The sequence below is a fragment of the Nocardia brasiliensis genome, assembly GCF_011801125.1.
Taxonomy (GTDB): Bacteria; Actinomycetota; Actinomycetes; order Mycobacteriales; family Mycobacteriaceae; genus Nocardia; species Nocardia brasiliensis_C.
The window spans coordinates 6,093,039-6,117,426 of sequence record NZ_CP046171.1 but is presented as its reverse complement, the minus strand read 5'-3'; the positions used below and the strand labels follow the sequence as shown (position 1 = coordinate 6,117,426).

30 protein-coding genes and 1 pseudogene are annotated in these 24,388 nt (G+C 66.0%); 22 read left to right on the top strand and 9 right to left on the bottom strand.

Annotation, left to right across the window (positions count from 1 at the left end):
- Positions 1–19: 19 nt before the first annotated feature.
- Positions 20–1,711: a murein biosynthesis integral membrane protein MurJ gene (gene murJ, locus F5X71_RS27700; protein ID WP_238815504.1), complete on the bottom strand. Its 1,692-nt coding sequence runs from the start codon at positions 1,709–1,711 to the stop codon at positions 20–22.
- Positions 1,712–2,800: 1,089 nt separating this feature from the next.
- Here murJ and F5X71_RS27695 point away from each other — a divergent pair.
- The 7 genes from F5X71_RS27695 to F5X71_RS27665 all read left to right on the top strand — a co-directional run bounded on the left by F5X71_RS27695 (position 2,801) and on the right by F5X71_RS27665 (position 7,807).
- Positions 2,801–3,340 (top strand): MspA family porin, encoded by a 540-nt coding sequence (locus tag F5X71_RS27695; RefSeq protein ID WP_167464652.1) that lies wholly within the window; start codon positions 2,801–2,803, stop codon positions 3,338–3,340.
- 80 nt (positions 3,341–3,420) lie between these two features.
- On the top strand, positions 3,421–4,455 hold the full coding sequence (locus tag F5X71_RS27690; RefSeq protein ID WP_167464651.1) for a hypothetical protein: 1,035 nt from the start codon (positions 3,421–3,423) through the stop codon (positions 4,453–4,455).
- Between the two features lie 5 nt (positions 4,456–4,460).
- Positions 4,461–5,009, top strand: coding sequence for a hypothetical protein (locus tag F5X71_RS27685; RefSeq protein WP_167464650.1), 549 nt, complete (start codon positions 4,461–4,463; stop codon positions 5,007–5,009).
- Between the two features lie 263 nt (positions 5,010–5,272).
- On the top strand, positions 5,273–5,650 hold the full coding sequence (locus F5X71_RS27680; protein WP_167464649.1) for a hypothetical protein: 378 nt from the start codon (positions 5,273–5,275) through the stop codon (positions 5,648–5,650).
- 62 nt (positions 5,651–5,712) lie between these two features.
- Positions 5,713–5,889, top strand: coding sequence for a transposase (locus F5X71_RS27675; RefSeq protein ID WP_167464648.1), 177 nt, complete (start codon positions 5,713–5,715; stop codon positions 5,887–5,889).
- A 125-nt stretch (positions 5,890–6,014) separates the two neighbouring features.
- A complete protein-coding gene (locus tag F5X71_RS27670) occupies positions 6,015–6,908 on the top strand; it encodes an IS3 family transposase (RefSeq protein ID WP_342803742.1) in 894 nt (297 codons plus the stop codon).
- Between the two features lie 284 nt (positions 6,909–7,192).
- On the top strand, positions 7,193–7,807 hold the full coding sequence (locus F5X71_RS27665; protein WP_167464646.1) for a hypothetical protein: 615 nt from the start codon (positions 7,193–7,195) through the stop codon (positions 7,805–7,807).
- On the opposite strand, the gene F5X71_RS27660 is transcribed toward F5X71_RS27665, so the two are convergent.
- Positions 7,736–8,422, bottom strand: a complete 687-nt coding sequence (locus F5X71_RS27660) for a helix-turn-helix domain-containing protein (RefSeq protein ID WP_167464645.1) — start codon at positions 8,420–8,422, stop codon at positions 7,736–7,738. The two genes, F5X71_RS27665 and F5X71_RS27660, sit on opposite strands and share 72 nt — an antisense overlap.
- Before the next feature lie 93 nt (positions 8,423–8,515).
- Between F5X71_RS27660 and F5X71_RS27655 the strand changes: the two genes are divergently transcribed.
- The 4 genes and pseudogenes from F5X71_RS27655 (at position 8,516) to F5X71_RS27640 (ending at position 11,465) form a co-directional block, all read left to right on the top strand.
- On the top strand, positions 8,516–9,001 hold the full coding sequence (locus tag F5X71_RS27655; protein WP_167464644.1) for a DoxX family protein: 486 nt from the start codon (positions 8,516–8,518) through the stop codon (positions 8,999–9,001).
- A gap of 86 nt (positions 9,002–9,087) precedes the next feature.
- A pseudogene (gene folE / locus F5X71_RS27650) lies at positions 9,088–9,563 on the top strand (GTP cyclohydrolase I).
- Positions 9,564–9,606: 43 nt separating this feature from the next.
- Entirely contained in the window at positions 9,607–9,975 is a 369-nt protein-coding gene (locus F5X71_RS27645; protein ID WP_167464643.1) for a DUF488 domain-containing protein, read from the top strand.
- 428 nt (positions 9,976–10,403) lie between these two features.
- Complete coding sequence (locus tag F5X71_RS27640) at positions 10,404–11,465, top strand: alpha/beta hydrolase family protein (RefSeq protein ID WP_167464642.1); 1,062 nt, start codon at positions 10,404–10,406, stop codon at positions 11,463–11,465.
- 27 nt (positions 11,466–11,492) lie between these two features.
- On the opposite strand, the gene F5X71_RS27635 is transcribed toward F5X71_RS27640, so the two are convergent.
- Positions 11,493–11,912 (bottom strand): DUF2000 domain-containing protein, encoded by a 420-nt coding sequence (locus F5X71_RS27635; RefSeq protein WP_167464641.1) that lies wholly within the window; start codon positions 11,910–11,912, stop codon positions 11,493–11,495.
- Between the two features lie 50 nt (positions 11,913–11,962).
- Here F5X71_RS27635 and F5X71_RS27630 point away from each other — a divergent pair, with 50 nt between their 5' ends.
- Positions 11,963–12,868 (top strand): AraC family transcriptional regulator, encoded by a 906-nt coding sequence (locus tag F5X71_RS27630; RefSeq protein ID WP_167464640.1) that lies wholly within the window; start codon positions 11,963–11,965, stop codon positions 12,866–12,868.
- A gap of 10 nt (positions 12,869–12,878) precedes the next feature.
- Positions 12,879–13,091 (top strand): hypothetical protein, encoded by a 213-nt coding sequence (locus F5X71_RS27625; protein ID WP_167464639.1) that lies wholly within the window; start codon positions 12,879–12,881, stop codon positions 13,089–13,091.
- 54 nt (positions 13,092–13,145) lie between these two features.
- On the opposite strand, the gene F5X71_RS27620 is transcribed toward F5X71_RS27625, so the two are convergent.
- The 3 genes from F5X71_RS27620 to F5X71_RS27610 form a co-directional block, all read right to left on the bottom strand.
- Entirely contained in the window at positions 13,146–14,702 is a 1,557-nt protein-coding gene (locus tag F5X71_RS27620) for a peptide ABC transporter substrate-binding protein (RefSeq protein WP_167466790.1), read from the bottom strand.
- A gap of 185 nt (positions 14,703–14,887) precedes the next feature.
- A complete protein-coding gene (locus F5X71_RS27615; protein WP_167464638.1) occupies positions 14,888–15,355 on the bottom strand; it encodes a hypothetical protein in 468 nt (155 codons plus the stop codon).
- 165 nt (positions 15,356–15,520) lie between these two features.
- A complete protein-coding gene (locus F5X71_RS27610; protein ID WP_167464637.1) occupies positions 15,521–16,756 on the bottom strand; it encodes a pentapeptide repeat-containing protein in 1,236 nt (411 codons plus the stop codon).
- A 346-nt stretch (positions 16,757–17,102) separates the two neighbouring features.
- On the opposite strand from F5X71_RS27610, the gene F5X71_RS27605 reads away from it, so the two are divergent.
- The 6 genes from F5X71_RS27605 (at position 17,103) to F5X71_RS27580 (ending at position 20,188) form a co-directional block, all read left to right on the top strand.
- The gene (locus tag F5X71_RS27605; RefSeq protein ID WP_167464636.1) at positions 17,103–17,384 is read left to right on the top strand and encodes a hypothetical protein; all 282 of its coding nucleotides are present in this window, start codon (positions 17,103–17,105) and stop codon (positions 17,382–17,384) included.
- Positions 17,381–18,100 (top strand): F0F1 ATP synthase subunit A, encoded by a 720-nt coding sequence (atpB, locus tag F5X71_RS27600; protein WP_167464635.1) that lies wholly within the window; start codon positions 17,381–17,383, stop codon positions 18,098–18,100. The genes F5X71_RS27605 and atpB overlap by 4 nt, the downstream gene beginning before the upstream one ends.
- Positions 18,101–18,122: 22 nt before the next feature.
- Positions 18,123–18,383 (top strand): ATP synthase F0 subunit C, encoded by a 261-nt coding sequence (atpE, locus tag F5X71_RS27595; protein ID WP_167464634.1) that lies wholly within the window; start codon positions 18,123–18,125, stop codon positions 18,381–18,383.
- A gap of 5 nt (positions 18,384–18,388) precedes the next feature.
- Positions 18,389–18,871: a F0F1 ATP synthase subunit B gene (locus F5X71_RS27590; RefSeq protein WP_167464633.1), complete on the top strand. Its 483-nt coding sequence runs from the start codon at positions 18,389–18,391 to the stop codon at positions 18,869–18,871.
- A complete protein-coding gene (locus F5X71_RS27585; RefSeq protein ID WP_167464632.1) occupies positions 18,864–19,367 on the top strand; it encodes a hypothetical protein in 504 nt (167 codons plus the stop codon). Before F5X71_RS27590 ends, F5X71_RS27585 begins: the two co-directional genes overlap by 8 nt.
- A 416-nt stretch (positions 19,368–19,783) precedes the next feature.
- Positions 19,784–20,188 carry a hypothetical protein gene (locus tag F5X71_RS27580; protein WP_167464631.1) on the top strand — a complete coding sequence of 135 codons (405 nt, stop codon included), beginning with the start codon at positions 19,784–19,786 and terminating at the stop codon, positions 20,186–20,188.
- A 43-nt stretch (positions 20,189–20,231) separates the two neighbouring features.
- Here the strand turns inward: F5X71_RS27580 and acpM are convergent, their stop codons facing one another.
- Positions 20,232–20,537 (bottom strand): meromycolate extension acyl carrier protein AcpM, encoded by a 306-nt coding sequence (acpM, locus tag F5X71_RS27575; protein ID WP_167464630.1) that lies wholly within the window; start codon positions 20,535–20,537, stop codon positions 20,232–20,234.
- 116 nt (positions 20,538–20,653) lie between these two features.
- On the opposite strand from acpM, the gene F5X71_RS27570 reads away from it, so the two are divergent.
- Together F5X71_RS27570 and F5X71_RS27565 are read left to right on the top strand one after the other, a co-directional pair.
- Entirely contained in the window at positions 20,654–21,601 is a 948-nt protein-coding gene (locus F5X71_RS27570) for a MerR family transcriptional regulator (protein WP_203218223.1), read from the top strand.
- 211 nt (positions 21,602–21,812) lie between these two features.
- Positions 21,813–22,247 carry a hypothetical protein gene (locus F5X71_RS27565; RefSeq protein WP_167464629.1) on the top strand — a complete coding sequence of 145 codons (435 nt, stop codon included), beginning with the start codon at positions 21,813–21,815 and terminating at the stop codon, positions 22,245–22,247.
- A 29-nt stretch (positions 22,248–22,276) separates the two neighbouring features.
- Here F5X71_RS27565 and F5X71_RS27560 read toward each other — a convergent pair whose 3' ends face one another.
- A complete protein-coding gene (locus F5X71_RS27560) occupies positions 22,277–23,305 on the bottom strand; it encodes a hypothetical protein (protein ID WP_167464628.1) in 1,029 nt (342 codons plus the stop codon).
- Positions 23,306–23,382: 77 nt separating this feature from the next.
- On the bottom strand, positions 23,383–23,736 hold the full coding sequence (locus tag F5X71_RS27555; RefSeq protein ID WP_167464627.1) for a VOC family protein: 354 nt from the start codon (positions 23,734–23,736) through the stop codon (positions 23,383–23,385).
- Between the two features lie 75 nt (positions 23,737–23,811).
- Here F5X71_RS27555 and F5X71_RS27550 point away from each other — a divergent pair, with 75 nt between their 5' ends.
- Positions 23,812–24,387: a TetR/AcrR family transcriptional regulator gene (locus F5X71_RS27550; protein ID WP_167464626.1), complete on the top strand. Its 576-nt coding sequence runs from the start codon at positions 23,812–23,814 to the stop codon at positions 24,385–24,387.
- The last annotated feature ends 1 nt before the right edge of the window (position 24,388 follow it).

Genomic DNA, 24,388 nt, shown 5'->3' with positions numbered 1-24,388 from the left:
ACGGCCTACCTCCGGGGCGTCACGAACGAATCAGCATGGTTCGCGCTGTGCGGATTTCAGGAATTCCGATCACTCGTGCAGCGAGCAGGAACACCGCTGTACCGACCGTAGCTCCTGCGGCGAGGGTGATGAGCTGTTCGATGGTCGGCGTCCCGATTGTCCGGTGGGTGAGTGCGATCGCGGCCAGTCCAGCGGCGCCGGCGAGCACGGTCGCCCACATGACGCGGCCGACGGCAGCAGCGACGGCGGAGAAGCCGAGCAACCCGTACCGGCGACGCAACAAGATGTGCCCGGTCACCGCACCGGCGACATAGGCAAGCGAACTCGCGACGCTGAGCATCACGATCACGACGTGGCTGGTCAGGACAGTCGCCGTCAGCACCAGGACGGCTACCTTGGTCACCACCATGACTATGTTGATCACGGTGGGAGTTCGAGTGTCGTTGTAGGCGTAGAACACTCGCATTTGCAGCATGACCAGCGCGAACGGCGCTAGCCCGAACGCCGAGCATGCCACTGCCGTGCCGATCAGCCGGGCGGCGTCGGCATCAACTCGACCGGTGAAAACCAACGCGGCGAATCCGGGGCCCAGCAGGCTCATTGCCATGGTGACCGGGATCAGCGCCACAGACAGGTAGCGGGCACCGCGGGAGAGATCGGCAATCACCGCGGCGTGATCGCCCATCGCAGCGGCGCGGGAGATGCGTGGCATCAGCACCGTCAGTACAGAGGCAGCAAGAATGCCGTAGGGAACCTGGAACAACAATTCGGCGTAGGTGTAGATGGATACACCGCCGTGGTCGAAGGCGACCCGCATGGTGATCGCGACGCCGATCTGGCTGATCGCGGCATACACCAGCAGCCACCCCAGGATCGGCAGTCCTGAGCAGACCGGACGCCACGTGTAGGGCAGTGGCCGTACTCGCCAGCTCCACGCGAAACCGTTGCGCCGCAACGCCGCAACAATCCAGGCGGCTTGCCCCGCGATCCCCGCGGTCGTACCGACCCCTATGGTCAGCACCTGAGCGGCGGTCATCGAGGCAGGCGTCAGGGTGACCGCCCCCGGAAGCAGAACGAACACCCCGCACGTAGCCAGCACGATCACGTTGTTGATCACCGGTGCCCATGCCGCGGTGGTGAAGCTGTCGCGGACATTGAGCACTGCGCCCACGACGACCGATACCCCGTAGAAGAAGATCTGCGGCAGCAGCAGGTATGCCAACCAGGTAGCGAGATGCCGTTGTTCGGGGTCGGCCACGAACACTCGGACGATCAGCGGAGCGCACGCCACCGTGAGCACGGTGACCACTGCCAAAGCCAGCACTGCCGCGACCATCATCCGCTGGGTGAACTCGCGGGACCGCTTGCGGCCTTGGCGTCGAGCCCTGGTCAATATGGGCACGACAGCGCTGGCCAGGACGCCCCCGAGAAGCAGTTCGTAGAGCATGTTCGGCAGATTGCTCGCGCCGTTGTAGGCGTCGCCGACCGCTGCGGTCCCGAGCACCGCAGCCACCACGATCGTTCGAGCGAATCCTGAAACCCTGCTGACCACGCCGGCCAGAGCCACATGCCCGCCCGCACGGGCGAGGCCCGCGGCATCCGTACGCCCTTCGCCGCCAACGCCTTTCAACTTGACCGGCTCGGCGACGGCGCGCGGTAGTCGTTGGATCGGCAACGGCTGTGTCGCAAAGCTGCCGTAGTCGTTCAACACGTCCCCCTCAATCGCATGGCTGGTTCGACCCCGTCCAGGCTACGGATGCGCGTACACCGCCCCCGGCGTGCTGTGACTCGCAGCGGAATATGGCGATGGTTTCCTGCTGCCAGGTGGCGGGGGTGACGAGGGGCATTCACATGCAATCGCAACCAAGATCCGTAGCTCTTCGGTACGGGTCGGATCATCCGGCTGCGGCGAGGTATTCGCTGTAGAACAGCATCAACCCGACGAGGCGGAGTCGACGTAGCGGGCCCCGAAGGTGTCGGCGTGGACGCCGGTCCGGCGTGAATGGTGATCTCGGGTGCCGCGATGTTCTTCGGTTTCTCGATCTTCAGCGTGTGGAACATGGCTTTTTCCTGATTGGTCCGGCTCCACAGGTCGCTGTTCATGTGGAGCTTGAACAGGACCACACCCGCGGCCTTGCGTTCCCGGTCGGCCTGGGCTGCCGGCGATTGCGTCGTGCACCCTGCGACCACGGCCAGCACAAGCCCCACCGCGGCGGCCGCCGCCGTACACAAGGTTTTGGTTGAGGGCCTCAGAGCGCCATCGAGAATGATGTGTTCGTTCGGCGCTCTGAGGCCCTCGGTCTGTGGTGGAGTCCGTCGCCAAACAGACTTGCTTCCACCGAGGGTCCCGAGTCTCGACTGCATAGTGCGCGGCTATGCGCGATAACTCGTTAGCTCCGGCTCCCGCGCGAATGTTCACTTCGACCCCGATTCGCCTGGTCGACCTGCCGCGCTACTTCCCGAGCGCCTGGAGGCCGATCCCGGCGGCACCACCAGCCCGGGCGGATCGAATTGCGTGCCTCGACCGCAGCCCGAGGCACCCGGGGGTAGACAGTTCCAGGCCCGAGGTACAGAACCTCCACCACCCGAGCAGTGACCCTCGCCACATAGGTAGCTGAAAGATTGCGATTACGCGAAGGTTTTGTTGTGGTGAGGGGGTCGGAAGGTCGATTCGATCGCTGTTCATTGGGGTGGGTTCACGTTGAAGTTGAGATTTCTTGCTATCTGCAGCGGTTTGCTGACTATTGCCTGCGCTGGCGCGGGGGGTGCTTCGGCGGAGTTGGTGCGAAGTCCTGATCACGTGGTTACCAAGCCCACGGTCGACGGATGGGTCGCTCAGGCCTCGCTGGTCAACGTCGTGGTGAACACGGTGCCGAACCTGGCCCAGTCTCCCTGGTCGCGGGAAGCGTTCATCGATGCCACCGCGCTCGGACAGGTCACCGGTCAAGGTTCCACCGGGATCAAGTCCGGTGTGTTGCGTTCGGGGTTGCAGTTGGGGTGCAACACCGATGTGTCCTCGGGTTTGCAGGCCGGGTCCTCGGCAAGTGTCGGGCCGAACGCGTCGGTGTCGATCTCGCAATTGCCCTCGGCCAGTCTCGGTGGGAGTGCGACGGTGTCGCCCCAGATTCAGACCACCATCAAACCCGGTGCGATCACGGTGATCCCGCTCGGTGAACGGATCCTGGAAGGCGCGCTCGGGGCCTCGGATCTGACCGGTATCCAGGTCCACGTCGACAACTGCCTGGGTCCGGTCTCGGTGCGCGTCTACACCCAGCTCTCGATATCGAGCCACGTCTCCGACACCACGGTGACCGTCTACTCCGACCCGACCACCATCTGATGCGGGGGAACAACGACGTGCGTCCAGAACTTCGACCGAGGCCACGAAAGCGCGGCAGGACATCGTTCGCCGCGGTCGCCATGCTGCTGGCCGCGACAGCGACGTTCATCGCGATGAACGCCGGTACCGCGGCCGGGCAGGAAACCCCCGAGCAACGCTGCGCCCGCGAGACCGCCGCCTACAACAGTGCGTGGGAATCCTCTTGGCGGACAGCCAATCCCGGCAACCCCGGCCCACCGCCACCACCGCCAGTGCCTTACGTGTGCGTCGACCCCGGCACCCCGCCGGCCACTACCACGGCACCGCCACCACCGCCCGCACCCGGGCTGGCGCCGACTCAAACACCCGGCGCGGGCGTCCAAGGCCGAGCTGGCAACGCCCCCGGACGACTACCCGAAGGCAACGGCACCGACATCGTTCCCGGGCCTACGCCACCGCCTCTAACGCAGCCCGCAGCGCGTCCCTCACCGCCGGTGACCACTCAACCGGTGCGCAAACAGGCTGACGATGTGTCGGATGAGGGATCGTGCGGCAACGGCTGGAATGGGCCACCGTGTGCGAACATTCAGGAATGCCCACCTGGATACAGCATCCAGGGAAACCTCTGCTTCGGGGTCCGCAGCATCACACCCGGCGTGGTGCCCGAAGGCTCACAGCCCAAGACTCGGCAGAAGAACTGCACCTCGAGCCCGGCGAAGTGGACCAAGAACGAAACATGGACCAGTTCCACGACGATCACCAATACCAACAGCCAGATGGAATCTACCCAGAACACAGTCGGCGGCAGTGTGAAGGTCGAAGGTGAAGGCGGTGTGCCACTCGTCGGCACTATCAAGGCGACAGTCGAGGGGAACTACCAAAACCAGCAGAAGACCGACACCACCTGGATCGACACGAACACCCAGCAGCAGACCCTGACCGACTCGAGCTCCAAGGAGTTCACCACCGCCCCGGGTAAAGAGCTGACCGTATACACCCAGTACACCGATGTTTCGTGGGAGATCGTCCGCAAGTACTCCCATCAGAAGGTGACAGACGGGCACACCTATATCGCCGAACCCGACAGCTATGGTGCGTTCGAAGCCCCCGCTAACTGCACTCCTCCAGGTAGGTGAACGGAATGTCGATGATCGGACACCGCAATCGCTTGTGCACGAAGGCATTCAGCGTGAACGCCACGCGAATGGTCGCCGGTGTCGCTGGGGCGACGACTGTGCTGATTGTTGCCGCGTGCAGTTCGACAGAGCAGCCCTCGCCAGCCAGCGCGGCACCGACCACGCCGACAGTGCAAACCACAGTGGCCTGGTCACCACCGGTCTATCGCAACACACCGTCGAGTCCGGGCGATGTCGTCGTCACCCGCGACCAGCTGATCGGGAACACCGTTGCCGGTGCCCGCGAGTTGCTGTCGTCAGGGTCGTGGAAGCCGGAGATCCTGGAAGGCACATATGTCAGCACCAGCCCCGGTCAGCCTGCTCCTGACACTGCCAGCACCGAGAGCTGGCGGATCGTAGGAGCCTGCTTTACCCCCGATTACAAGGTGCGGATCACAGCCAAGGCGCCGGAGCAGTTCCACGACAGCGAGCTGCCCCGGATGCGCGACGGAAGATATGACAGCAGCGAGTGCCACAACGGCTGGAATGGCATCAACCTTTCGCAGAAGCCATAAACCTGGCTCCAAAAGGCGCGCCAGGGGACTCCGCTCGGACAGCGACGGAAGATACCCGGTGCGGGTCTGCGCCCGCCGTCCGTAGGAACCGATATGGGTCGCATCTCGCTACAGAGACTTTCTCCTGGTTGTTCCCTACACCGGAGTCGAAAAGGCTCGGGGGCACGCCCTCATCAGTCACGCCGACATGAAATCACCAGCACAACACCAGGATTCACCTTGTCGGCTTAGCGTGACTTTCCTCCCGGATGCTCCTCAACCCCTTGCTCGGCGTCTCGCGCTCGACGCTCCACAAACACATCCCAGAGCTGGAGCAACGGTACGCGGGCAGTGCTCGAACCCTGACCGCCGACGGGTCGGCCAACGGGTGCAGTCGGTGTCCCGAGCCATTCGGATCCGCACTGCGTCTACACACCCCGGATCTGCCGATCACGCGGCGGCCGGTCGCCACCATCGTCATCACCCTCTCGCCGTTGTTCATCGGCCTCGGGGGCTGGCAGGTGCGGTGCACCGATGCCGAGCCGGAACCACTTTTCGACCTGGATATCGATCGAAACCCATGGCACAACCACGCGCAGGAGCTTGAAGCCGGTGCATACCATGGCGGCAACGAACAGAATCGGGGCCGCGGTTCGGGTTGAGGTTCCCCTGCTTTCTCGGAGGGCTCTGAGCATGGTCCGATAGGGCCTGGAAGGAGTCCCTTGTGGCAGCACCGACGAAGTACCCCGACGAGTTGAAGGCGCGAGCGGTCCGGCTGTATCGCGAGTCCGATCCCAAGCCGACGGTCCGCAAGCTCGCCGCGCAACTGCGCGTGCATCACGAAGCGTTGCGGAACTGGATCCGTCAAGCCGAGGCCGATGCCGGCGAACGGGCTGACTGACCGACCACCGACGTGGCCGCGGAGAACCGGGCGTTGAAGAAGAAGGTCGCCGAACTGGAGCGAGTGAATGCGGTGTTGCGCTCTGCGAGTGCGTATTTCGCCTCGGAGCCCGACCAGACCCGGAGGTGATCGTGCGGTTCGTCAAAGACCATCCGCAGTACCCGGTCGAGCTCGTATTACGGGTGCTCGAGATCGCGTCATCGACGTTCTACGAGTGGAAGAAACGGGCGGTCGAACCCTCGGCACGCCATCTCGCCGAGGGGCGGTTGCTGGCCGAGATCGTCGATATCCATGCCAGTTCCGGCGGCACCTACGGCTCTGCGCGTGTGCACGCGATGCTGGAGCGGAGAGGGATCGGGGTCGGCCTCAAACGGGTGGAGCGGCTGATGGGTCAGGCGGGATTGCAGGGTGCGTACCTGCGCCGCAAGTGGCGGATCGGTTCCACCAGACAAGATCCGCGGGCCAGACCGGCACCGGATCTGGTCGAGCGGAACTTCACCGCCGACGCCCCGAACAAGCTGTGGGTCGCCGACGCGACCCGAATCCCGGTCGGGGAAGGTGTGTTCTGGCTGGCCGCGGTCCGCGATGCCTTCTCCAACCGGATCGTGGGCTGGAAGACCTCTGACCGCTGCGACACCGACCTCGTCCTCGGCGCTCTGGAATACGGCGTCTGGTCCCGCGATGTTCGCGATGGTGAGCTGATTCACCATTCCGGCAGAGGCTCGACCTACACGGCTATCCGGTTCGTGAATCGGTTGGCCGACAACGGGATTGCGCAGTCGATGGGGTCGGTTGGCGATTCCTACGACAACGCGTTGATGGAGAACTTCTTCTCCACCCTGAAGACCGAGTTGGTTTACCGGAGGTCTTGGCGGACCCGTGACGAGGCCGAGAACGCGTTGTTCGCCTACATCGATGGTTGGTACAACTCCCAGCGGATCCAGAAGAAGCTGGGTTGGCGATCACCGGATGAGTTCGAATCCAGTTACCATCAACAGGTTCCGGCCGGAATCAGATAATCCGCTCTCCGGATTAGCGGGGGAACCTCAGTCGGACCGGATGGTGAGATAGGCGGCGTTTGCCTGCCGGTCCCAGGTCAAGCCCTCGATAAAGTTGTTGTCCGGTGTGTTGGTCATCAGTGCGTCCCCCGTCCGTCGGCCGTGTTCGGCGCAGTCGCCGTTGTCGGCAGGGACGCTACTGCCCGAACATGCGTAGTTGCAATGTCTTTCGCTGTATTCCGACTGCCGCATGGTTGTCGGTGCGGCGGCCGCTCGGCACACGGGTAGTGTTCGGCTGGTTATAGGTGATCGCGCTGACCGGGAACACGACATCGTGGGGTGCTGTTGCAATGCTCAATCGTAAAGAAAAGGCGTTCAACCTGGGCTTTCTTGTCGTGTGGATCGTGCTGTCGCTGGCGCCGCCCGTCGCTTGGCTCTCCGAGAACCTGCGATCGGCGGGATTATTGCCGGTCATCGGCAACTATGCGGTTTTCGCGCTGGTGTTCGCGTACGCCTGGTGGGGTGTGACGTCATTCCGGTACACACGGCCGCGGGCGTTTTGGAGCGCGGCATTCGCTGCCGGTGTCCCGATCTATCTTTACGCCGGATTCATCGCTTGGTCGGGATGGCTGAGCTTGACCAGGCTCGCCCTGCCGTTCATGGTGTTGATCTTCTTTATCGTCAACCCGCGTTGGGGTCCTACCTGGACTCGTTGTCCTCGATCCGCGTGGAATCACCTGGCGAGGCGAACCATCCGGCCCGTCACCATAATCGGGATCTCACCGACTGAGTATTTACTGGACGTCGAGCGTTCGGCGAATGGAAGCCCCGCGCTACGGGTTCAGCGGCTACTCCTGCGCCCGCGGCGCAAACTCACTGTGGTGCACCACAACACAGCATTGGTCTGGTTGTGGGGATAGTTCGGCTCGTGCTTCGGGGTGGGTGCTTGCGGTGATCGCGCCTTCGACGAGTCGTAGGTTGAGGCCGCAGACCAGGTCGCGGTGGTTTTGGGCGACTAGGTGAAAAGGGCAGTTGCGGAGGCGGATACAGCCGTCCGCTACATGGGGGAGGTAGCCGCAGCTGCGCAGTGCTGTGAGTAGGTCGCCATTTGCGTTGGTGGCCGCGTGTTTTCCGGCTTCGCGGGCGGCTTCGTGTACTGCGGCTTGGACCGTTCCGCTGTCGTCGCGTTCGACCGAGGAGACGAGCAGGCGGGCGAGGAGTTCGTAGTCGCGCGGCGGGACGCTGACCGCCATTTCCTTGGTGGCGCGGGCGTAGAACTTCGCCGGGCGGCCGGCGCCGGGGCCGCCGCGGCCGGGTGGGCGTTGGTAGCTGACGGTCACCAGGTCGGCTTCGGCCAGTTTGTCGAGGTGGTAGGCGGCGAGGGTGCGGCTGATGCCGGCGGCGGCCGCGCCCTGCTCCCGCGAGACCGGGGTGTCGCTCTCGGTCACGTACTCGTAGAGCTTGCGCCGCAACGGGTCGTCCAGGTTGCTCAGCGCTGCCAGTACCGCCGGGGTGGTGGAACGGGGAGTGGGCATGTCCCCGACTCTAACACCAAACGGTATTGACAAATAGGTAGCCGGAGGGGATTCTAAAAATAGAATTCATTAGTCTTACAGAAGGGTTTCCAGATGAACGCTTCGACCTCGCACCCCCTGGCTCCTGCTCCTCGCACCTTCGGCGAGGCTGTGCAACGCGCGCGCAGCGACCCCGGATACGGGGCATTTCTGCTGTTGCGCATCGGTTTTACCGTGCTGCCGATCGCCTTCGGTCTCGACAAGTTCACCAATGTGCTCACGACCTGGGAGAACTATCTGGCGCCGTGGATCGCGGACCTGTCGCCCTTCAGTGCGCATCAGACGATGTGGGTGGTCGGGGTGATCGAGATCGTCGCGGGCCTGGCCGTCGCGGTCAAGCCGCGCTACGCGGCCTTCGTGGTCGCCGCGTGGTTGGCCGGAATCGTGATCAATTTGCTGAGCTACCCGGGCTTCTACGATGTGGCGCTGCGTGACTTCGGGCTCATGCTCGCCGCGCTCACCTTGGGGCGGTTGGCCCTCGCCTATGACCCGGCGTGGCATCGCCACACCGTCGCCGCTCGCAACCTCAGCGCCGCTTAGCGAGTCGCGCGAGTTCGTTCACTCCACCCGGCCAGGCCCTGGCTTCGCCGGGTGGAGTGCGGCACTGTTCTCCGGAAGAACATCACATGGGTTCGTTGCGGGTTCTGTCGCAAGCGTCGGGCCGGGATATGACGGCCGCCGAAAGTGCGGCGGCCGCGTTTCTCGAGGCTCTGGGGATCGACGACGAATTGATCCTGGTGCGCAATTGTGCCGCTGCGCTCGGGGTGCGAGCATCACCTGCTGCCGTTCGTCGGTACCGCGCACATCGGCTATCTGCCCGGTGAACGCATCATCGGGCTGGCCAAACTGCCTGGGTGGCCGAGCATTCGCCGACCGGCCACAGCCGCAAGAACGGCTTACCAAGCAGATCGCGGACTGGCTCGCCGAACATCTGCGGCCGGGTGGTGTCGGCGTGGTCATCGAGGCCGAACACAGATGCATGACCCTGCGGGGCGTGCGATCGACCGAATCGGCCACGGTCACCTCCGCGTTGCTGGGCGCCCTGCGCCAGGGTCCGCGTTCTTGTCAAGAATTCTTCGCGCTCGCCGGCGTCAAATCCTGACCGAGCGGGTTAGCGTCGAGGAGGAGCGAACAGGGAGGTCCAGATGGCACGGCACACTGTGCGGGTTCGCAGGATCTACGACGACCCGACTCCGCGCGATGGCACCCGTGTCCTGGTGGACCGGCTCTGGCCCCGTGGGGTCAGCAAGGCCCGCGCCCACCTCGACGAGTGGTGCAAACACATCGCCCCATCGACCGAGCTCCGCCAGTGGTACCACCACGACCCGGAACTCTTCGACGAATTCACCCGCCGCTACCACGCCGAACTGACCGAGCCCGAACGTGCCGAAGCACTCGCTCATCTACGAGAACTGGCTGAACGGAACGATCTGACGCTGCTCACCGGCACCAAGAATGCCGACATCAGCGAAGCGGCGGTGCTTGCCGAACTCATCGCGGGGTCGTCCGAATAGTGCACGCCGGTAAGGGATGTGGCGATCGGTCGAAATGCCCACCACGGGCCACACCAGCGCCAACATGTCGATTCCCTCGAGTGACGGCGCGGTACTGGTGTTGACCATGCGAGGCGCATCGGACGGGCAAGGACTACGGCGTGCGGCCGATCCCGCCCGACGAGAGGATCGACGGCGACCCCGTCCCTGTCACCATCGCCTGATCGGCGCCTATCCGCGGTGAAGCCTCGGGGGTTTTGAACGCCTGCAGTGGGGCGGCGCAGGCGTGATCCCTTGGGGCGGTTCGGATTTGGGTTGATCGCGCCAAGTGCGTTGATGCCCCGGTGTCCCGGGGAAATCTCCGGGTGTTCCCCGATGTGCGGTCGCATTCTCACGCATACAGTCCCTGGCAAGGGCTGTCTCCCAACGAGAATGGACGGCAGGTAGACGTGGGTTTCATCGCTGAGCGTGGTGGGTTCGCCCTCGCGGTATTGCTGTTGTCGGTCGTGGTGGCGGGATGTGGGCCGACGCGGAACGGCTCCGACGAGCCTTATCGGTCGACGGAAGTGCGCATAAGCAATGGTGATATCACCATCGGCGGCACGCTGACCACCCCGAACCGGGATGGCCCTTTCCCCGCGGTGGTTTTGGTGCCCGGCGGAGGAAAACAGAATCGGGACGAGTCTTTTGCCGAGCACAAGCCGTTCCTGGTGCTCGCCGACGCTTTGACCAAGGCGGGATATGCGGTCCTGCGCGCCGATGATCGAGGGGTCGGCGCGACGACCGGGGACAAGAGTGAGGCCTCCTATGCGGACTTGGTGTCGGATGTTCTCGCGCAGATCTCCTACCTGGGCGACCGGGCTGATATCGACCGCGCGCGCATCGGCGTTCTCGGACACAGTCAGGGTGGATCCTTGGCGCCGCTGGTAGCCGAGAAAGCGCCCGACAAGGTGGCATTCGCCGTGCTCATGGCGGGGCCGGCGCAGACGGGATGCGAGGTGCTGAAGCATCAGATGCGGGTGCAACTCCAGGCGACCGGAACGAGCGCGGCCGATCGGTTGGCCGCCAGCGACGCTGCCGTGCAAACCGAGTGCGATCTGCTCCGGGTCGGCAATTTCGACCAAGCACGCAAGAATGCGCGCGCGGCGAACCAGCGGCTGCCGGAAGCCGAGCAGGCTTCTGATGAGGACATCGACCGGGCGATCAACCGGGAGTACGCGGCCCAAGCGACGCACGACCCGGAACCTGCGTTGCGGGCACTCCGCATCCCGGTGCTGGCGCTCTTCGGCACCAAGGACGTGCAGGTCGAGGCCGCGATCAACGAACCGCTGATGCGCGAATTCCTGGCGGCCGATCCGAAGTCGACGGTGCATACCTTCGAGGGCGCCAACCACCTCATGCAAGCCGCGGAGACCGGCATGCCGGACGAATACGCGAGAATAGCGACAACTATCGACCCGGCCGTGCTCGATTACCTGACCGGCTGGCTGAACCGGATGCTGCGGAATTGAAACCGCCAGCGGCGCAGCCATTCTGGCTCATGGATGCATCCGAGCACCCTTGAGCACCTTGTCCACCACATTGCGCGGTCCGTAGACGGCGATGCCGACGAGGTCGAGGTTCGCGGTGCTGACCGTGCGCACGGCCGCCCGGTTGTCCCGGTCGTTCCCGGTGGTGAACAGGTCGGAAGTGAATATCGACGTGTGCAATTCCCGCGCCAGCGCCTTGCCGTGCGCGGTGCGCAGCACCTCTTTACTGCCTTCGAAGACGAGCACCGGCTGCCGGAACATCGGCAGGTAGACGGTCGCGTCCGCGTCTTCGTAGGGCTCGCCGATCACCTCGGATTCTGCCGTGCCGAGACCGCTCACCAGAAAGGCTGTCACGTTCAGCCGTTGCCAAGTCTGCAGGTCTTCCCGCAGCAGTACCGCGATCTTGGTATCGAAACGTACGTTCTCCATGGCGTTCACTCTCCCGCTGACCTGCCGGGAAAGGCTTGTACGATCCTGGCATGGTTGCCGGTGGTGTGGTGGAGCGGGTCAGCGCCTGGCAGCCGCGGGTACCGGGGATCGTCGAGGTCTTTCATGCGCGGTTCGTCGAGCACGTCTACCCGATGCACGCTCACGATTCCTGGACGCTGTTGATCGTCGACTACGGGGCGGTGCGCTACGACCTGGACCGGCACGAGCACGGTGCCCTGGGTTCGGTGGTTTCGCTTTTGCCGCCGCATGTTCCGCACAACGGTCAGGCGGCGACCGCCCGGGGGTTCCGCAAGCGGGTGCTTTACCTCGACGACGAGCATCTGACCGAGGCGATGATCGGTCGGGCCGTCGATACTCCCACCTTCGCCGACCCGCTACTGCATCGCCGCATTCACCAATTGCACACCGCCCTCACGCATGTCGACGCGGAATTCGAGGCGGCAAGTCGCCTCGCGCTCATCCACGACCGTTTGCGTGACCTGCTGCGTGGCACCGACCCGCCGCCGCGCCGCGCCGACCCCGGGCTGGCGCACCGGCTGCGCGAGCTGCTCGATTCCCGTACCACCGAGGGGGTTTCGCTCACCGAGGCGGCCGCGGTGTTGCATGCCGACGCCACCCATCTCATTCGCGCGTTCAGTCGCGAGTTCGGGATGCCGCCACACCAGTATCTGATCTCGCGCCGGGTCGACCTGGCCCGTCCACTGCTGCTCGGCGGCATGCCCGCCCGAGACGTGGCGGCCACCACCGGGTTTCACGATCAGCCGCACCTGATCCGCCATTTCAAGCGCATTCTGGGCACCACACCAGGGGCGTACGCGCGCAGCGCCGACGAGCGCTACCTTCCCGAACTCCCGAGTCGCGAGGAACGTTCGGATGCCCCGGATGAAGACCATTGCGCGGGCACTCGCGATGATGGAACACGTTCAGTCACTTGAAGAAGAGGACATGCTTGTGAAGAAGCTCATCGTTGTCGCCGCGCTGACGGCGGGTCTGCTCGCGCCGGCCGGCCTGGCCGCCGCGGAACCGGTTGCCGCGCCTACCGCTACCGCCGCGACCGCGACGGACGTGCAGGGTTCCTCGTCGGCGGACATCTTCTGCGCCGTGATCCGATTCCTGAAGGGCGGCTGGGCGGGTCGCGCCACGGACTGCACTTTCTGATATCGAGTCGGATCAGGCCGGTCGGTGTCGATGGCACCGACCGGCCGTCGCCTGCTACTTCTCGACGCCCTCGTAGGCGAACAGACCGTTCCAGGTCAGCTTCGCCTGGCGCACCCGGTCCGAATGGCCCGCGTTGTTGTTGTCGTCGAACACCGGGATATCGGGCATGTCCTGGAACAGGATCGCTTGAGCCCGCGCGATGTGCGCGTAGGACTCCTCCGGGGTCGGTGCGGCCAACGCGGTCGCGATGATCTTGTCGAACTCCGGATTGACGTAGCCGATGTCATTGCTCGCCGAATCGGAGAGATACTGCGGCATAAGGAAGTTCAGCATCGTCGGGTAGTCGCCCTGCCAGGCGTTGCGGAAGGCGGTGCGGATGGATTTGCCGGTGATCGCGTCGCGCAGCGGCTTGAAGGTGGGGTAGGGCGCGCCGAGGGCATCGATGCCGAGGGTGTTCTTGACGCTGTTCGCCACGGCCTCGATCCAGGCCTGATGGCCACCGTCGGCGTTGTAGGCGATCTCGAAGCGGCCGGTCCACGGCGTGATGGCATTGGCCTGCTCCCACAGCCGCTTTGCCTCGTCCGGGTTGTAGGCCAGCAGGTCGACCCCGGGCAGATCGGCCTTATAGCCGGGCAGGCTGGCGGAGGTGAAATCCCTTGCCGGAACCTTGGTTCCGTGCCAGATGGTCTCGGCGATCTGCTTGCGGTTGATGGCAAGCGAGATCGCCTTGCGCCGCAGCACGCCCTCCTCACCGCCGAAATGCGGCACGGTGGGCTGGAATCCGATGTGCTCGTAGCGCGCGGTCGCCTTCTTGATGGCGCGGTCGCCGAGATCGGCGGCGAAGCTGGTCAGCGCGTTGTCCGGGATGGTGTCGAGCAGGTCGAGGTTGCCTGCCAGCAGGTCCGCGTAGGCGGTCTCATAGGTCGCGTACATCACGAACCGCAGCCCCTTGTTCTTGGCCGGGCGGTTGCCGCGATAGTCAGGGTTGGGCACGAGATCGATCTGTACGTTGTGCTGCCAGGCGTTGTCGTGCGCGAACTTGTACGGGCCGTTGCCGATCGGGTTCTCGCCGAACGCCTTCATGTCCCGGTAGGCCGCCTCGGGCAGCGGGAAGAACGGCGTAAAGCCCAGGGAGAGTTCGAAATCGATCGACGGGCGAGTGAGATCGACGGTGAACGTGCGATCGTCGACCACCTTCAGCCCCGACATTGTCTGTGCCTTGGGCGGATCCACCGAGACTTCGTCGTAGCCGACGATGGCGGCGAAGATCCAGCTCTGCAGTTGCGCGTTGCTGCTCAGCGCGCCGTAGTTCCACGCGTCGACGAACGACTTCGCCGTTACCGGGGTGCCGTCGGTGAACTTCCAGTCCGGTTCGAGGGTGATCCGATAGTGCTGCCGGTCGGTCGACTCGATCGTCTCGGCGACCTCATTGTGAGCTTTGCCGTCGGCGTCGTAGTACTTCAGTCCGGCGAACAAGCGGTCGACCACGCGCCCGCCCTGGTTCTCGTTGGTGTTCGTCGGTACGAGCGGATGTTGCGGCTCACCGCCGTTCGCGGTGACCACGCCCTCCGCCGCATCGCCACCGTCGGACGTACAGGCCGTCAGGCCCATCGCCACAACGGCCGCCACCAACAACGCTGCCCATCTGCTGGATTTCACAATGCCCTCCGACCTCGAGCGGCCGGGTCACCCCTGGCCCTCGTAATTTCTTCGGAGAGTAGCCATGTCGTGCGTTGCTGTCCTCGAAATCCGTCCCCTGGACCGGAAATTCGGCTGATTTCAACGCCTTCTATCGGTCAGCCCACACCGCCGACGGGCGGGATGGTCGGCGTGTCACCTCGGGTCAGGATCTTGACCGCGGTGCTGCCCTGCCAGCCGCCGGTGCCTGCCTGACCGCTGGAATTCAGGATCGTGCAGTAGACGTCGCCGTAGGCGGTGCTGCCAGGGGGTGCCGCGGCCTGCAACGAGCCACTGACCCAGCGTCCCTGGTGATTGGCCGAGCCGCCGATGGCGGTGTAGTCGAATTCTCGGTAGGTCCCGGTGGTATTCACGCTGTTCTCGACGACCATGTCGCAGGCGGCCGTGCTGCCCGCGGGGAGGTAGACCCGCCAGCCGAGCGTCACCGTGCCCGGGGCAGGACTGCTGATGCTGCCCTCGACCCCGTTGGACGCGTGCGCGGCGGGTGTGGTGATGGCGAACGCCGCTGTGCATCCGGTCGCGAGCAGGACTGTCGCGACGGACTTCTTGACGGTGAATGCGGACAACGGTGCTCCTACGGTGGCTGGGGGTTTGCCTCTTGGCGCAATTCAACGCACCGGACAGACCCCGGGCCATGCACCCCAGGAGTGATCGATTGCCCCGCAGGTGTGGACGTTCGCCACCCTCGGTGGTGCGGCCTCGCCACCATCCACGGGCACTCGGCTCGTTCGTTACGCGGTCGGTTGCACGACCGGGGGCCACTTGCTCGGGAGCACGTTGGGGGGCTGGGCGGCAGGCGTGTGGTCCCAGTCGAAGGTGAGCATGCGCCATGCGGTGGGGCGCTCGAACGAGATGGTGGGACCGGTGAAGACGGCGGCGTCGAAGCTGGTGTGCCAGCCGGTGAACGCGGCGCCGATGAACGAGGTGTGCTTCAGGAATTTGGTCTTGTGGAACGAGACTCCCTCACCGCCGAAGGTCGCGTCGGCGAAACTCGTCGCGCCATCCAGGGTCGCGCCGTCGAACCAGGTGTTCGAGCCGGCGAACTCGGTTTCGGAGAAGCGGGTCAGCCCGGCGAAGGTGGCGTTGCGATAGGAGACCTCTTCGTCGAATCGGGCGCCGCCGAAGTCGGCGGGCGCGCCGAAGGTCACCCCTTCGAACCAGGTCTTGTCGTAGAACCGGGCGCCGTTGAACGAGGCGTACTTGCCGGCGAACACCATGTCGTTGAAGGTGTTTCGGCCGCGGAACTGCGACGAACTGAAGTCGGCGTCGGCCAGGTACGCGCCGGTCAGATCGAAGTCGCGATCCGACCACGAGTGCTCGGCGGCGGGTACCAGGTGCGCGGCGATCACCCGGACGATCGTCTTGCGCACCTCCAGCCCGTTCTGGCTGCGTTCGCAGTCGGGGTCGGGCTTGTAGGGCAGGCGCAGGTAACCGCAGAGCACGTCGACGCAGACCTGCACTTCGGCATGGTTGCCGCGGGCGTGCCAGTCGTCGGCGAGCGCGGCCATCGCGTACACGCCGGCCATCCGTACGGCGGGCGAGGCGTGGGCGAGCTGGCCCGAGGTGGTGGTGAACCTGGCCCGCAGGTCGCGGATGGCCGCCGCGTCGTGCTGCGCGGCCGCCAACTCGTATTGCTTGTTGCTGACGACCAGCGCCTCGGCCGAGGTGTGCTGCGCCTGCGCCGCGATCTCGTGCGCGGTGGCGGCGAGTTTGTTCGCTTCCGCGGTGAGCGCCACGGCTTGGGCCGCGGTGTACTGCGTCAGGTCCGCGGTGCGCTGCCTGCGATAGGTCAGATACGCGGCACCGCCCGCCGCGGTGAGCGCCACGATCGCGACGGTGTCGCGGATCGCCTCGTACCACTGCGCCGTGTCGAGGTGATGGCCGGTCAGCCACCACGGGCCACCGCCGTCGATCAACCGCACCGCCACCATCAACACAGGTAGCGCGAACGCGAACGTCAAGACCATCCCGAACAGCGTCTTCCACAACACCTTCCAGCCAGGTTCTGGAACGTGAACGGGAACAGCCGCATTGGGATCCACCGACACCATGTGATCTTCCCTCATCGCGCGAATACTGATCGGACATCACCGTATCTAGTGCATCACTGACCGCAACCGCCTGGTGACCGGTTCGTCGGTGAGACCGTACTGCAGATGCGGTAGTCGCGACAGCCTCCGGCCGCATGACGCGGGCTACAGAGTGCGCATCCCTCTATCTCATCGCGGCGCGCTACCCCGTGTCAATAGCGTTGTCATGACGAAATGTAGCAACTATGCTACGTAGTAGAACGACCTCGAAGGGGAGGCGCCGGTGATGCTGCCAATGGCGATGTACTTCTGCGCGGGACTCGCGCTCGGTTGGGGAAATGCCCTGTGGACCAGGCGGGCGATCACCCGCATCGTGGACGACGACCTGAGCCGCGGCCGCCTGGTCTTGCTGTCGATGACGAGATTGCTTGTGCTGACCGTGGTTTCGATCGCGTTCGTCTTCCTGGCCGGAGCTCCCGGTGTCGGCGTCTGCTTCGGGCTCGCGGTATTCCACGCCGCGCGATTGTTCCGGGTCGCGCGACCGGTGCCGCAGGGGCAGACATGACGACGATCGAGGTCGGCGAGCACCAGACGGTGCGGTTGCTCGGGCTGGAGTTCAACGTCGACACCATTTTGTCGACCGGCGTCGCCGCCGCCGTGGTGCTTGGGCTCGCGTTCTACTTGCGCGCCACGGTGACCTCCGGCGTGCCCAACGGGGTGCAGCTGTTCTTCGAAACCGTGACCGTCCAACTGCGCAATCAAGTGGAGAGCACGATCGGGATGCGGGTCGCGCCGTTCGTGCTGCCGCTCACCGTGACCCTGTTCGTCTTCATCCTGCTATCGAACTGGCTGGCGGTGCTGCCGGTGCGGTACGGGTCCGGGGAGCTGATCCGTCCACCCGCGGCGGATGTCAACTTCGTCTACGCGCTGGCGATCTTCGTAGTCTTCGGTTATCACGCCGCGGGCATCGCGCGGCGCGGCCCGCTCGGGCACCTGAAGCAAACGCTCAAAGGGCACGTGGGCTGGGGCATGGCCCTCATCAACATCATCGAGGAGGTCGCCAAACCGCTGTCGCTGTCGCTGCGACTGTTCGGCAACATCTTCGCCGGCGGCGTGATGCTCTCGGTCATCACCCTGCTGCCCGCCTGGATCAGCTGGGCCCCGAACGCGGCCTGGAAACTGTTCGACCTGTTCGTCGGGCTCATCCAAGCCTTCATCTTCTCGCTGCTGACCGTCCTCTACTTCGCGGAGTCGATGTCGCGCGAGCACGAAAACCACTGACAACGAAGAAGGGAACAAGAAAATGGCAGACATCACCAACGCGGCGATCATCCAGTCCGCGGCGCTCATCGGCGGCGGTCTGATCCTGCTCGGCGGTGCCGTCGGCGCCGGAGTCGGCAATGGCATGCTGGGGTCATCGCTGATCGGCGGCGTCGCCCGGCAGCCGGAGGCCGAAGGGCGGTTGCGCGGCAACTACCTCATGGCGGTCAGCCTGACCGACGCCGTGTACTTCATCAATCTCACCTTCATGGCACTGCTCGTCTTCGCGACACCGGGCAAGTAGGCGCCATGTCGACGAAAAATACTGCCGGAGAGAACTTTCTGCTTCCCAACGGCACCTTCTTCGCCGAGTTGCTCATCTTCGTGACCGTGCTCGGCGTCATCTGGCGCTTCGTGGTACCGCCGATCAATCGCGCGCTGGAGGAGCGCGAAGCGCGGGTGGCCAAGACCGAAGCGGACGAACGGGCGGCCGCGGCGTTGCGCGCCGAGGTCGAACTGCGCTACCAGGCGGGGCTGGCCGAGGCGCGCGTCGCGGCCGCCGAGATCCGGAAACAGGCTCGGGCGCAAGGCTATTCGCTCATCAAGCAGCGCAGGGACGAAGCGCGAGAGGCGGCCGATGCGCTGGTGGCGGCGGCGGCCGTCGAGCTGCGTGTCGAGGCGGACCGGGTCGGCGCACGCCTGCGTGAGGGCGTCGAACCGCTCGCCCGAACGCTCGCCGATCGCGTGATCGCGGACCCTGCTCAGGTCGGGAGGGGTAGCGCAATTGCATGAGATCGTCTGGGACTGGCCGGTTTTCCTGAGTCAGCTGTTCGGCTTCGGCGTTATCGTGTCGGTGCTCGTCAAATGGGTTGTGCCGCCGTTGTCCACGGCGATGGCGAAGGCGCGCGACACCGTTCGAGTGCAACTGTTGAACAGCGAGCGGGCGGCGAACCGGCTCGTCGCGGCGGCCGAGGCGGAAGAGGCGGCGGTGGCGCAAATAGCCACCGCCGCACGGTATCTCGCCCAAGACGCCGATGCCGACGCCGAACACATCCTCGAGCAGGCGCGAGCGGCCGCCGAGGCGGAGGCGGCGCGGCAACACCACCAAGGCCGCGAACGTCTGGCCCGCCTCCGCACCGACCTCGCCCGCGAACTCCGCACCACCCTGCACGCCGCGGTCCTCGACCGCACCGAACACCACGTCCGCATCCACCTGGCCACCCCCGAAGCCAAATCCACAGGCACCAACCGCTTCCTGGACGAACTGGATACCCTCCCCGCCGCCTGACCTGCTCGAGAGGGCGGGCCTGGCGCGGCTCGGGTTGCCGAGCAGGCGGGGCTCGGGCGGGCTCGGCCGGTACCGATGCCGGGCGAGGCGTTCGCGGCGGTTGGGGCCCGGCGTTAGCAAATGCGGCGCAACCATCGCCGCGGTCTCGGTCATACGGGAGCTGCGCCGCGATGTGCGGCGGGGAGTGTGCTTCGGCCGGCGCCGGCCCGGCCAACCCTGAACGCGAGGGTGAGCGACACGCCCGGCCGTCCTGAGAGAGAATGTGAGCGTGAGTGACGTGATCAGCGATAATTTCAGAGCTCGAGCAGTGGTGTCGACGGGTGCCGCCGCGGCCTTGGGCTGCTAGGACGATGTCGGACCGGGACGTGCCGGACCGGGGATCCCCGCCGGAACCCGGCGAAAACAGGTTCGATGCGGTGGAACGGGTACGCAAGAAGTTGGAAGATCTGCGGGCGGCCGAGCCGGATCGGCCTGATCCGGGCGACGGTGACCCGAAGCTCATCCGGCTACCGCACCGCCCGCGACGCATGAAAAAGGGTGCGGGGGGACCTTCCCGCAAACCGTGGCAAACGGAGGGCTCGGCCTTCGACCCGGCGCCGACCAGGCCGGTGATGCGCTCGGAATTGCAGCGCGAGACCGGCGAATGGCCCATCGACGCCCATCCGGTGCGGCACGACGCGGACGGTTCGGGTGATGGAGTTCAGGACGCGAGCGTTGTCGATCTCGCCGCCCTGCGCCGCAAGCGGGCCGCCGATGCGCCGGCCGGTGGTATCCGGCGGGTGGCCAAACCGCGCAGGATCGACCAGGACGACAAGCCTTGAGGCCGGTGGTCTCGCCCGGGTGACGCTGCGCGGCCAGCCGGTATCAGTCCTGCTCGGCGGCAGCGTGTTTCGCCGCCATCTCGGCGGCCAACCCTGGTTCGGCCTGTGCCATCCTCCGCACATACGCTACCGCGTCGCCGACCGATCGCAGGCTCGCCAGGTCTTCGTCGGGCACCTTCACCTCGTAGCGGTCCTCGAGCTGCACGGCGATCTCCACCAGGGACAGCGAGTCGATCTCCAGATCCTCGACGAAGGACTTCTCGATCGTCACCTCCGCGGCGTCGATACCGGTCACCTCTTCGATGATCTCCGCGATGCCCGCGACGATTTCGGCTTGTGTGGTCGCCACCAAATGTCCTCTCCTCGATATGATCCGCGCTGCTCGCCCGCGCCGGTCGGGCGTGGATGGTCGAGCAGCAGTGCCAGTACGCTAAAAGCTCCACCGGGGTGGAGGTTCAAGACCTTGTGACGGACGACATACGCGCGACAGCGCTGGTGAGCATCGGCGAGTTGGCGCGCAGCACCGGTCTCGCCGTGCGGACCATCCGGTTCTACTGCGACGAGGGCATCCTGGAATCGCGGCGCAGCGCGGGCGGGCATCGAATGTTCGAGGCCGACAGCGCGATCGAACGACTGCTGCTGATCCGGCGCTTGCGTGCGCTCGGCCTCGGACTCGGTTCGATCGTCGAGGTGTTGCGGGAGCAGCGGTCGATCGCGGAGGTCGTCGCCACCGAAGGCGCGCGCCTGGATCGCGAGTTCCGGTCGCTGGCGTGGCGGCGGGCGGCGTTGCGGGCGGTCGAGACGGCAGGTCCCGCGCGGCGCGGGCAGCGGCTCGCGCTGCTGGCCGCCGCGGCGGACGGCGGTGCGGCGCACGAGCATCTCGTGCGGTTCTGGCGGCGTGTGCTCGCCCCGATCTCCGGTGCCGATTTCGACATCTACGTCGGGTGGAACATTCCGGAGCCGTCGGTGGTCCCGTCGGCTGACGAGGTGGTCGCCTATGCGGGGCTCGCCGCGCTGACCGCCGATCCGGAAATGAAGAGTGTTGTGCGACAGCATCTCTGGCGTGGGCAGGCGGATCTGATTCGGGACCATCGTGGGTTGTATGCCGCGGTCGAGGACGTGATGGTGGATGTCGTGGCCAGGGTCGCGGAGGGGGCGCGACCGCGCGGCGGCAGCGAACTCGATCGGTTCGTCGCCGCCCACGCCGGTGCGCGCGGCCGGCGCGACTCGTGGGACTTCCGTACGCGGCTGCTGGCCGGCGCGACCGACAGTGATCGTCGGATTCGCCACTACTGGGCGCTGACCGCGCAGTTGCTCGGCGCGAGGATCACCGTCGGCCGCGCACTCGGCTGGGTGGACGACGCGCTGACCGCGGCGATCGGCCCGGGTGGCGTCGCACCGGAGCAGCGGTAGCCGCCCGGCGTCGTTCCGCTGCTCTATGCGCGAATTGCCTTGGGCAAGAAAGCTTCACGGCGATTAGGTGCGGCTTAAGCAGGCGGCGTGGCGGGAGCCGGGTGGCTACGCTGACTCCGGACGGGGGAGCAGCGCGATGACGCGTCGTCGTGGGGGTTGCCGGGGTCTGGTGTGGCCGTAGAAGTTTCGTGTGTGAAAGGGAAGTCGAAGGATGCGGGTGTGGCGGATGCTGATGGGTTTGCTGGCGGCGGTGGCCGGGTTGGGGATCGGGGTGGCCGCGCCCGCGCAGGCGGATCCGTTGCCGCAGGTGACGACGATCGGCACCACGCTGTACACGTTCGGTGACGCGAATTTCTGTGCGGGGGCGATCGATATCGCGCTCGAGGCGGCACCGCGCAGGCCCGGACATGTGCTGGCGCACGTGACGCCGCGCGGCTATCTACTCGGTCCCTGCGGTAACCGGGTGAAGCTGGGCTGGGTGGGTTCGGCGGGTGCGCGGACCCAGGACGTGTATGTCGGCAGCGACGCGGAGCCGGGTGACACGGTCACTGCCGACCTGTGGGTCGGGATGGGGCCTGCCAAGGTGATGGCGGCCTCCTGGCCGATCCAGGGCACGTTCGTCGAGTGGTATCTGCTGGTTCCGTAACCGCCTGGCGCGCAACGGTTACGCCCGGCTCACGCCGGTGGGTGGCTCGTGCTGCCGGGATGCCAGCGCCTGGCCAGTTCATCGAGGCGGTCGCGGATGCGCCCGATTCGTTTGCCGGGCGGCGTGCGCACGGAGAACTGGGAAACCGACAGCAGATCGGGCAGCGTGTGGGCGGGTTCGGGCACGTGCCGGTACTGCAGGATGCCGCCGAGCTCTGGACCGTAGCCCAGATCCACGGTGATCTGGTCGGTGCGATATTCGACGCGGTCGGCGATCGGCCGCAGCGCGAACACCGCGACCTCGGGCAGCAGTCGCAGCAGCAGCGCCGGTGCCAGACCGATGATCACCGTGGCCGCCGCGACGGCGGGGCAGGCGACGAGCGTCCTGCTGAACACCGTCCAGCCGATCGAGAAGACGCGGGCCCCGCGCGCGGGCAGTGCCTCGGTGATCGCCTCGCCGAGGGTGCGCAACCCGACGCCGGAGGTCAGCGCCCGTTCGATCCAGACGATGGGCAGATTGTAGTGCCGCAAGATCAGCTGCCAGAAGGTCATTCGTCCCTGCACGCGCTGCGCGAGCTGATGGATGAGCACCGCCTCGAGTTCCGCGCGGCGCAACCGCTCCAGTGCTTCGGGCGCCACGGTGATCATCCGGTCGGACACCACGAACTGCCGGTCCACCTCCTGGACCCACACCGTGTAGTCGGCCGCGGGCACGCCGACCTTGTGCGCGGCGTGCTCCCAAGCCGGGGCCAGCCGGACTCGCTCCTCGTCGGTGGGCGGCCGCAGCCCGAAAATCCGCAGCAGCCAGCGCTGGTCGGGGATCAGCAACCGCGCCGCGGCGCACGCGGCGCACACCATGAACCATGCGGCGGCGAGCGCGCCGGGCACGCCGACCCCGGCGGCCCGTCCGAGGCCGTAGAGCAAGACGGTCAACACCGCGGCGGACGGCATCGCGGCCAGCAGCAGTTCGGTCCCACCGCGCACGCGGTCCGCGATCGAGCGCCGGGCCACCGCGGCTCCGCCGGGGTAATTCGCCTTGGCGATCACTTCGGAGGTCATGTCCGACGGTAACAGCGGGTTCCGGCCACCTGCTGAACCTGCGGTGATCGGTGGATGACCGGTGACCGACCGGCGTTTCAGTAGTACTGGACCAGACAGAATTCGTGGTCCTCCGGATCGGCGAGCACGACGACCACGCCCTGGTCGTACTCGTGTCGTTCCCCGGTCGCGCGGCCGCCGAGCGCGACGACCTGGGCGATGCCCTGCTCGATCTCCTCGACCGCGATGTCGAGGTGCAGCCGCACCTTCTCCCGCTTCGGCGCGCGTACCGGTTGGAAGACGAGGCGGGGCAGTGCGTCGTCGCGCTCGCCGAGATACACCCACCCCGGACGCGAGGGCCCGCGCGGGCGATCGAGCAGCGCGCTCCAGAACTCCGCCACCTTCTCCACGTCGAGGCAATCGATGGTCACACCGACCCAGCGATTCGTCATGCCGCCAACCCTGCCACAGTCCGGCGTTGATATACGGTCACGTATACAGCTGAGGGCGGAGTGAGGAGATGCGAAGTGGCGCTGGCCCGCACGCCGCGTCAGGCGTGGATCGAGCAAGGGTTGCGCACGCTCGGCGCGAGCGGCGTGGACGCGGTGCGCATCGAGGCGCTCGCCAAGGCGCTCGGTGTGACCAAGGGCGGCTTCTACGGCTACTTCGCCGACCGCGACGCGCTGCTGACGGAGATGCTCGACACCTGGGAGCGGGAAAGCATCGATGACGTGCTCGACCGGGTCGAGAGCGAGGACGACCCGCGCGTGCGGATCGTGCTGGCCGGGCAGTTGACCCTCTCCAGGGAACGGCTGCTGGCCATCGACCTGGCGATCCGTGCCTGGGCGCGCCGCGACGACGCGGTGGCCGAGCGCCTGCGGCGGGTGGACAACCGGCGAATGGAGTTGTTGCGCAGCACGATCGGGCTGTTCTGCACCGACCCGGACGAGATCGAGGCGCGCAGTCTGCTCGCCTTCTGCGCGGCCATCGGCAACCAGTTCCTCGCCGCCGACCACAACGGCCGCACCCGGGACGAGGTGTTGGCCCGCGCCTGCGCCATCCTGCTCGACCCCGCGCCGGGGCGGCCGTCGTCGGGATCGTGAC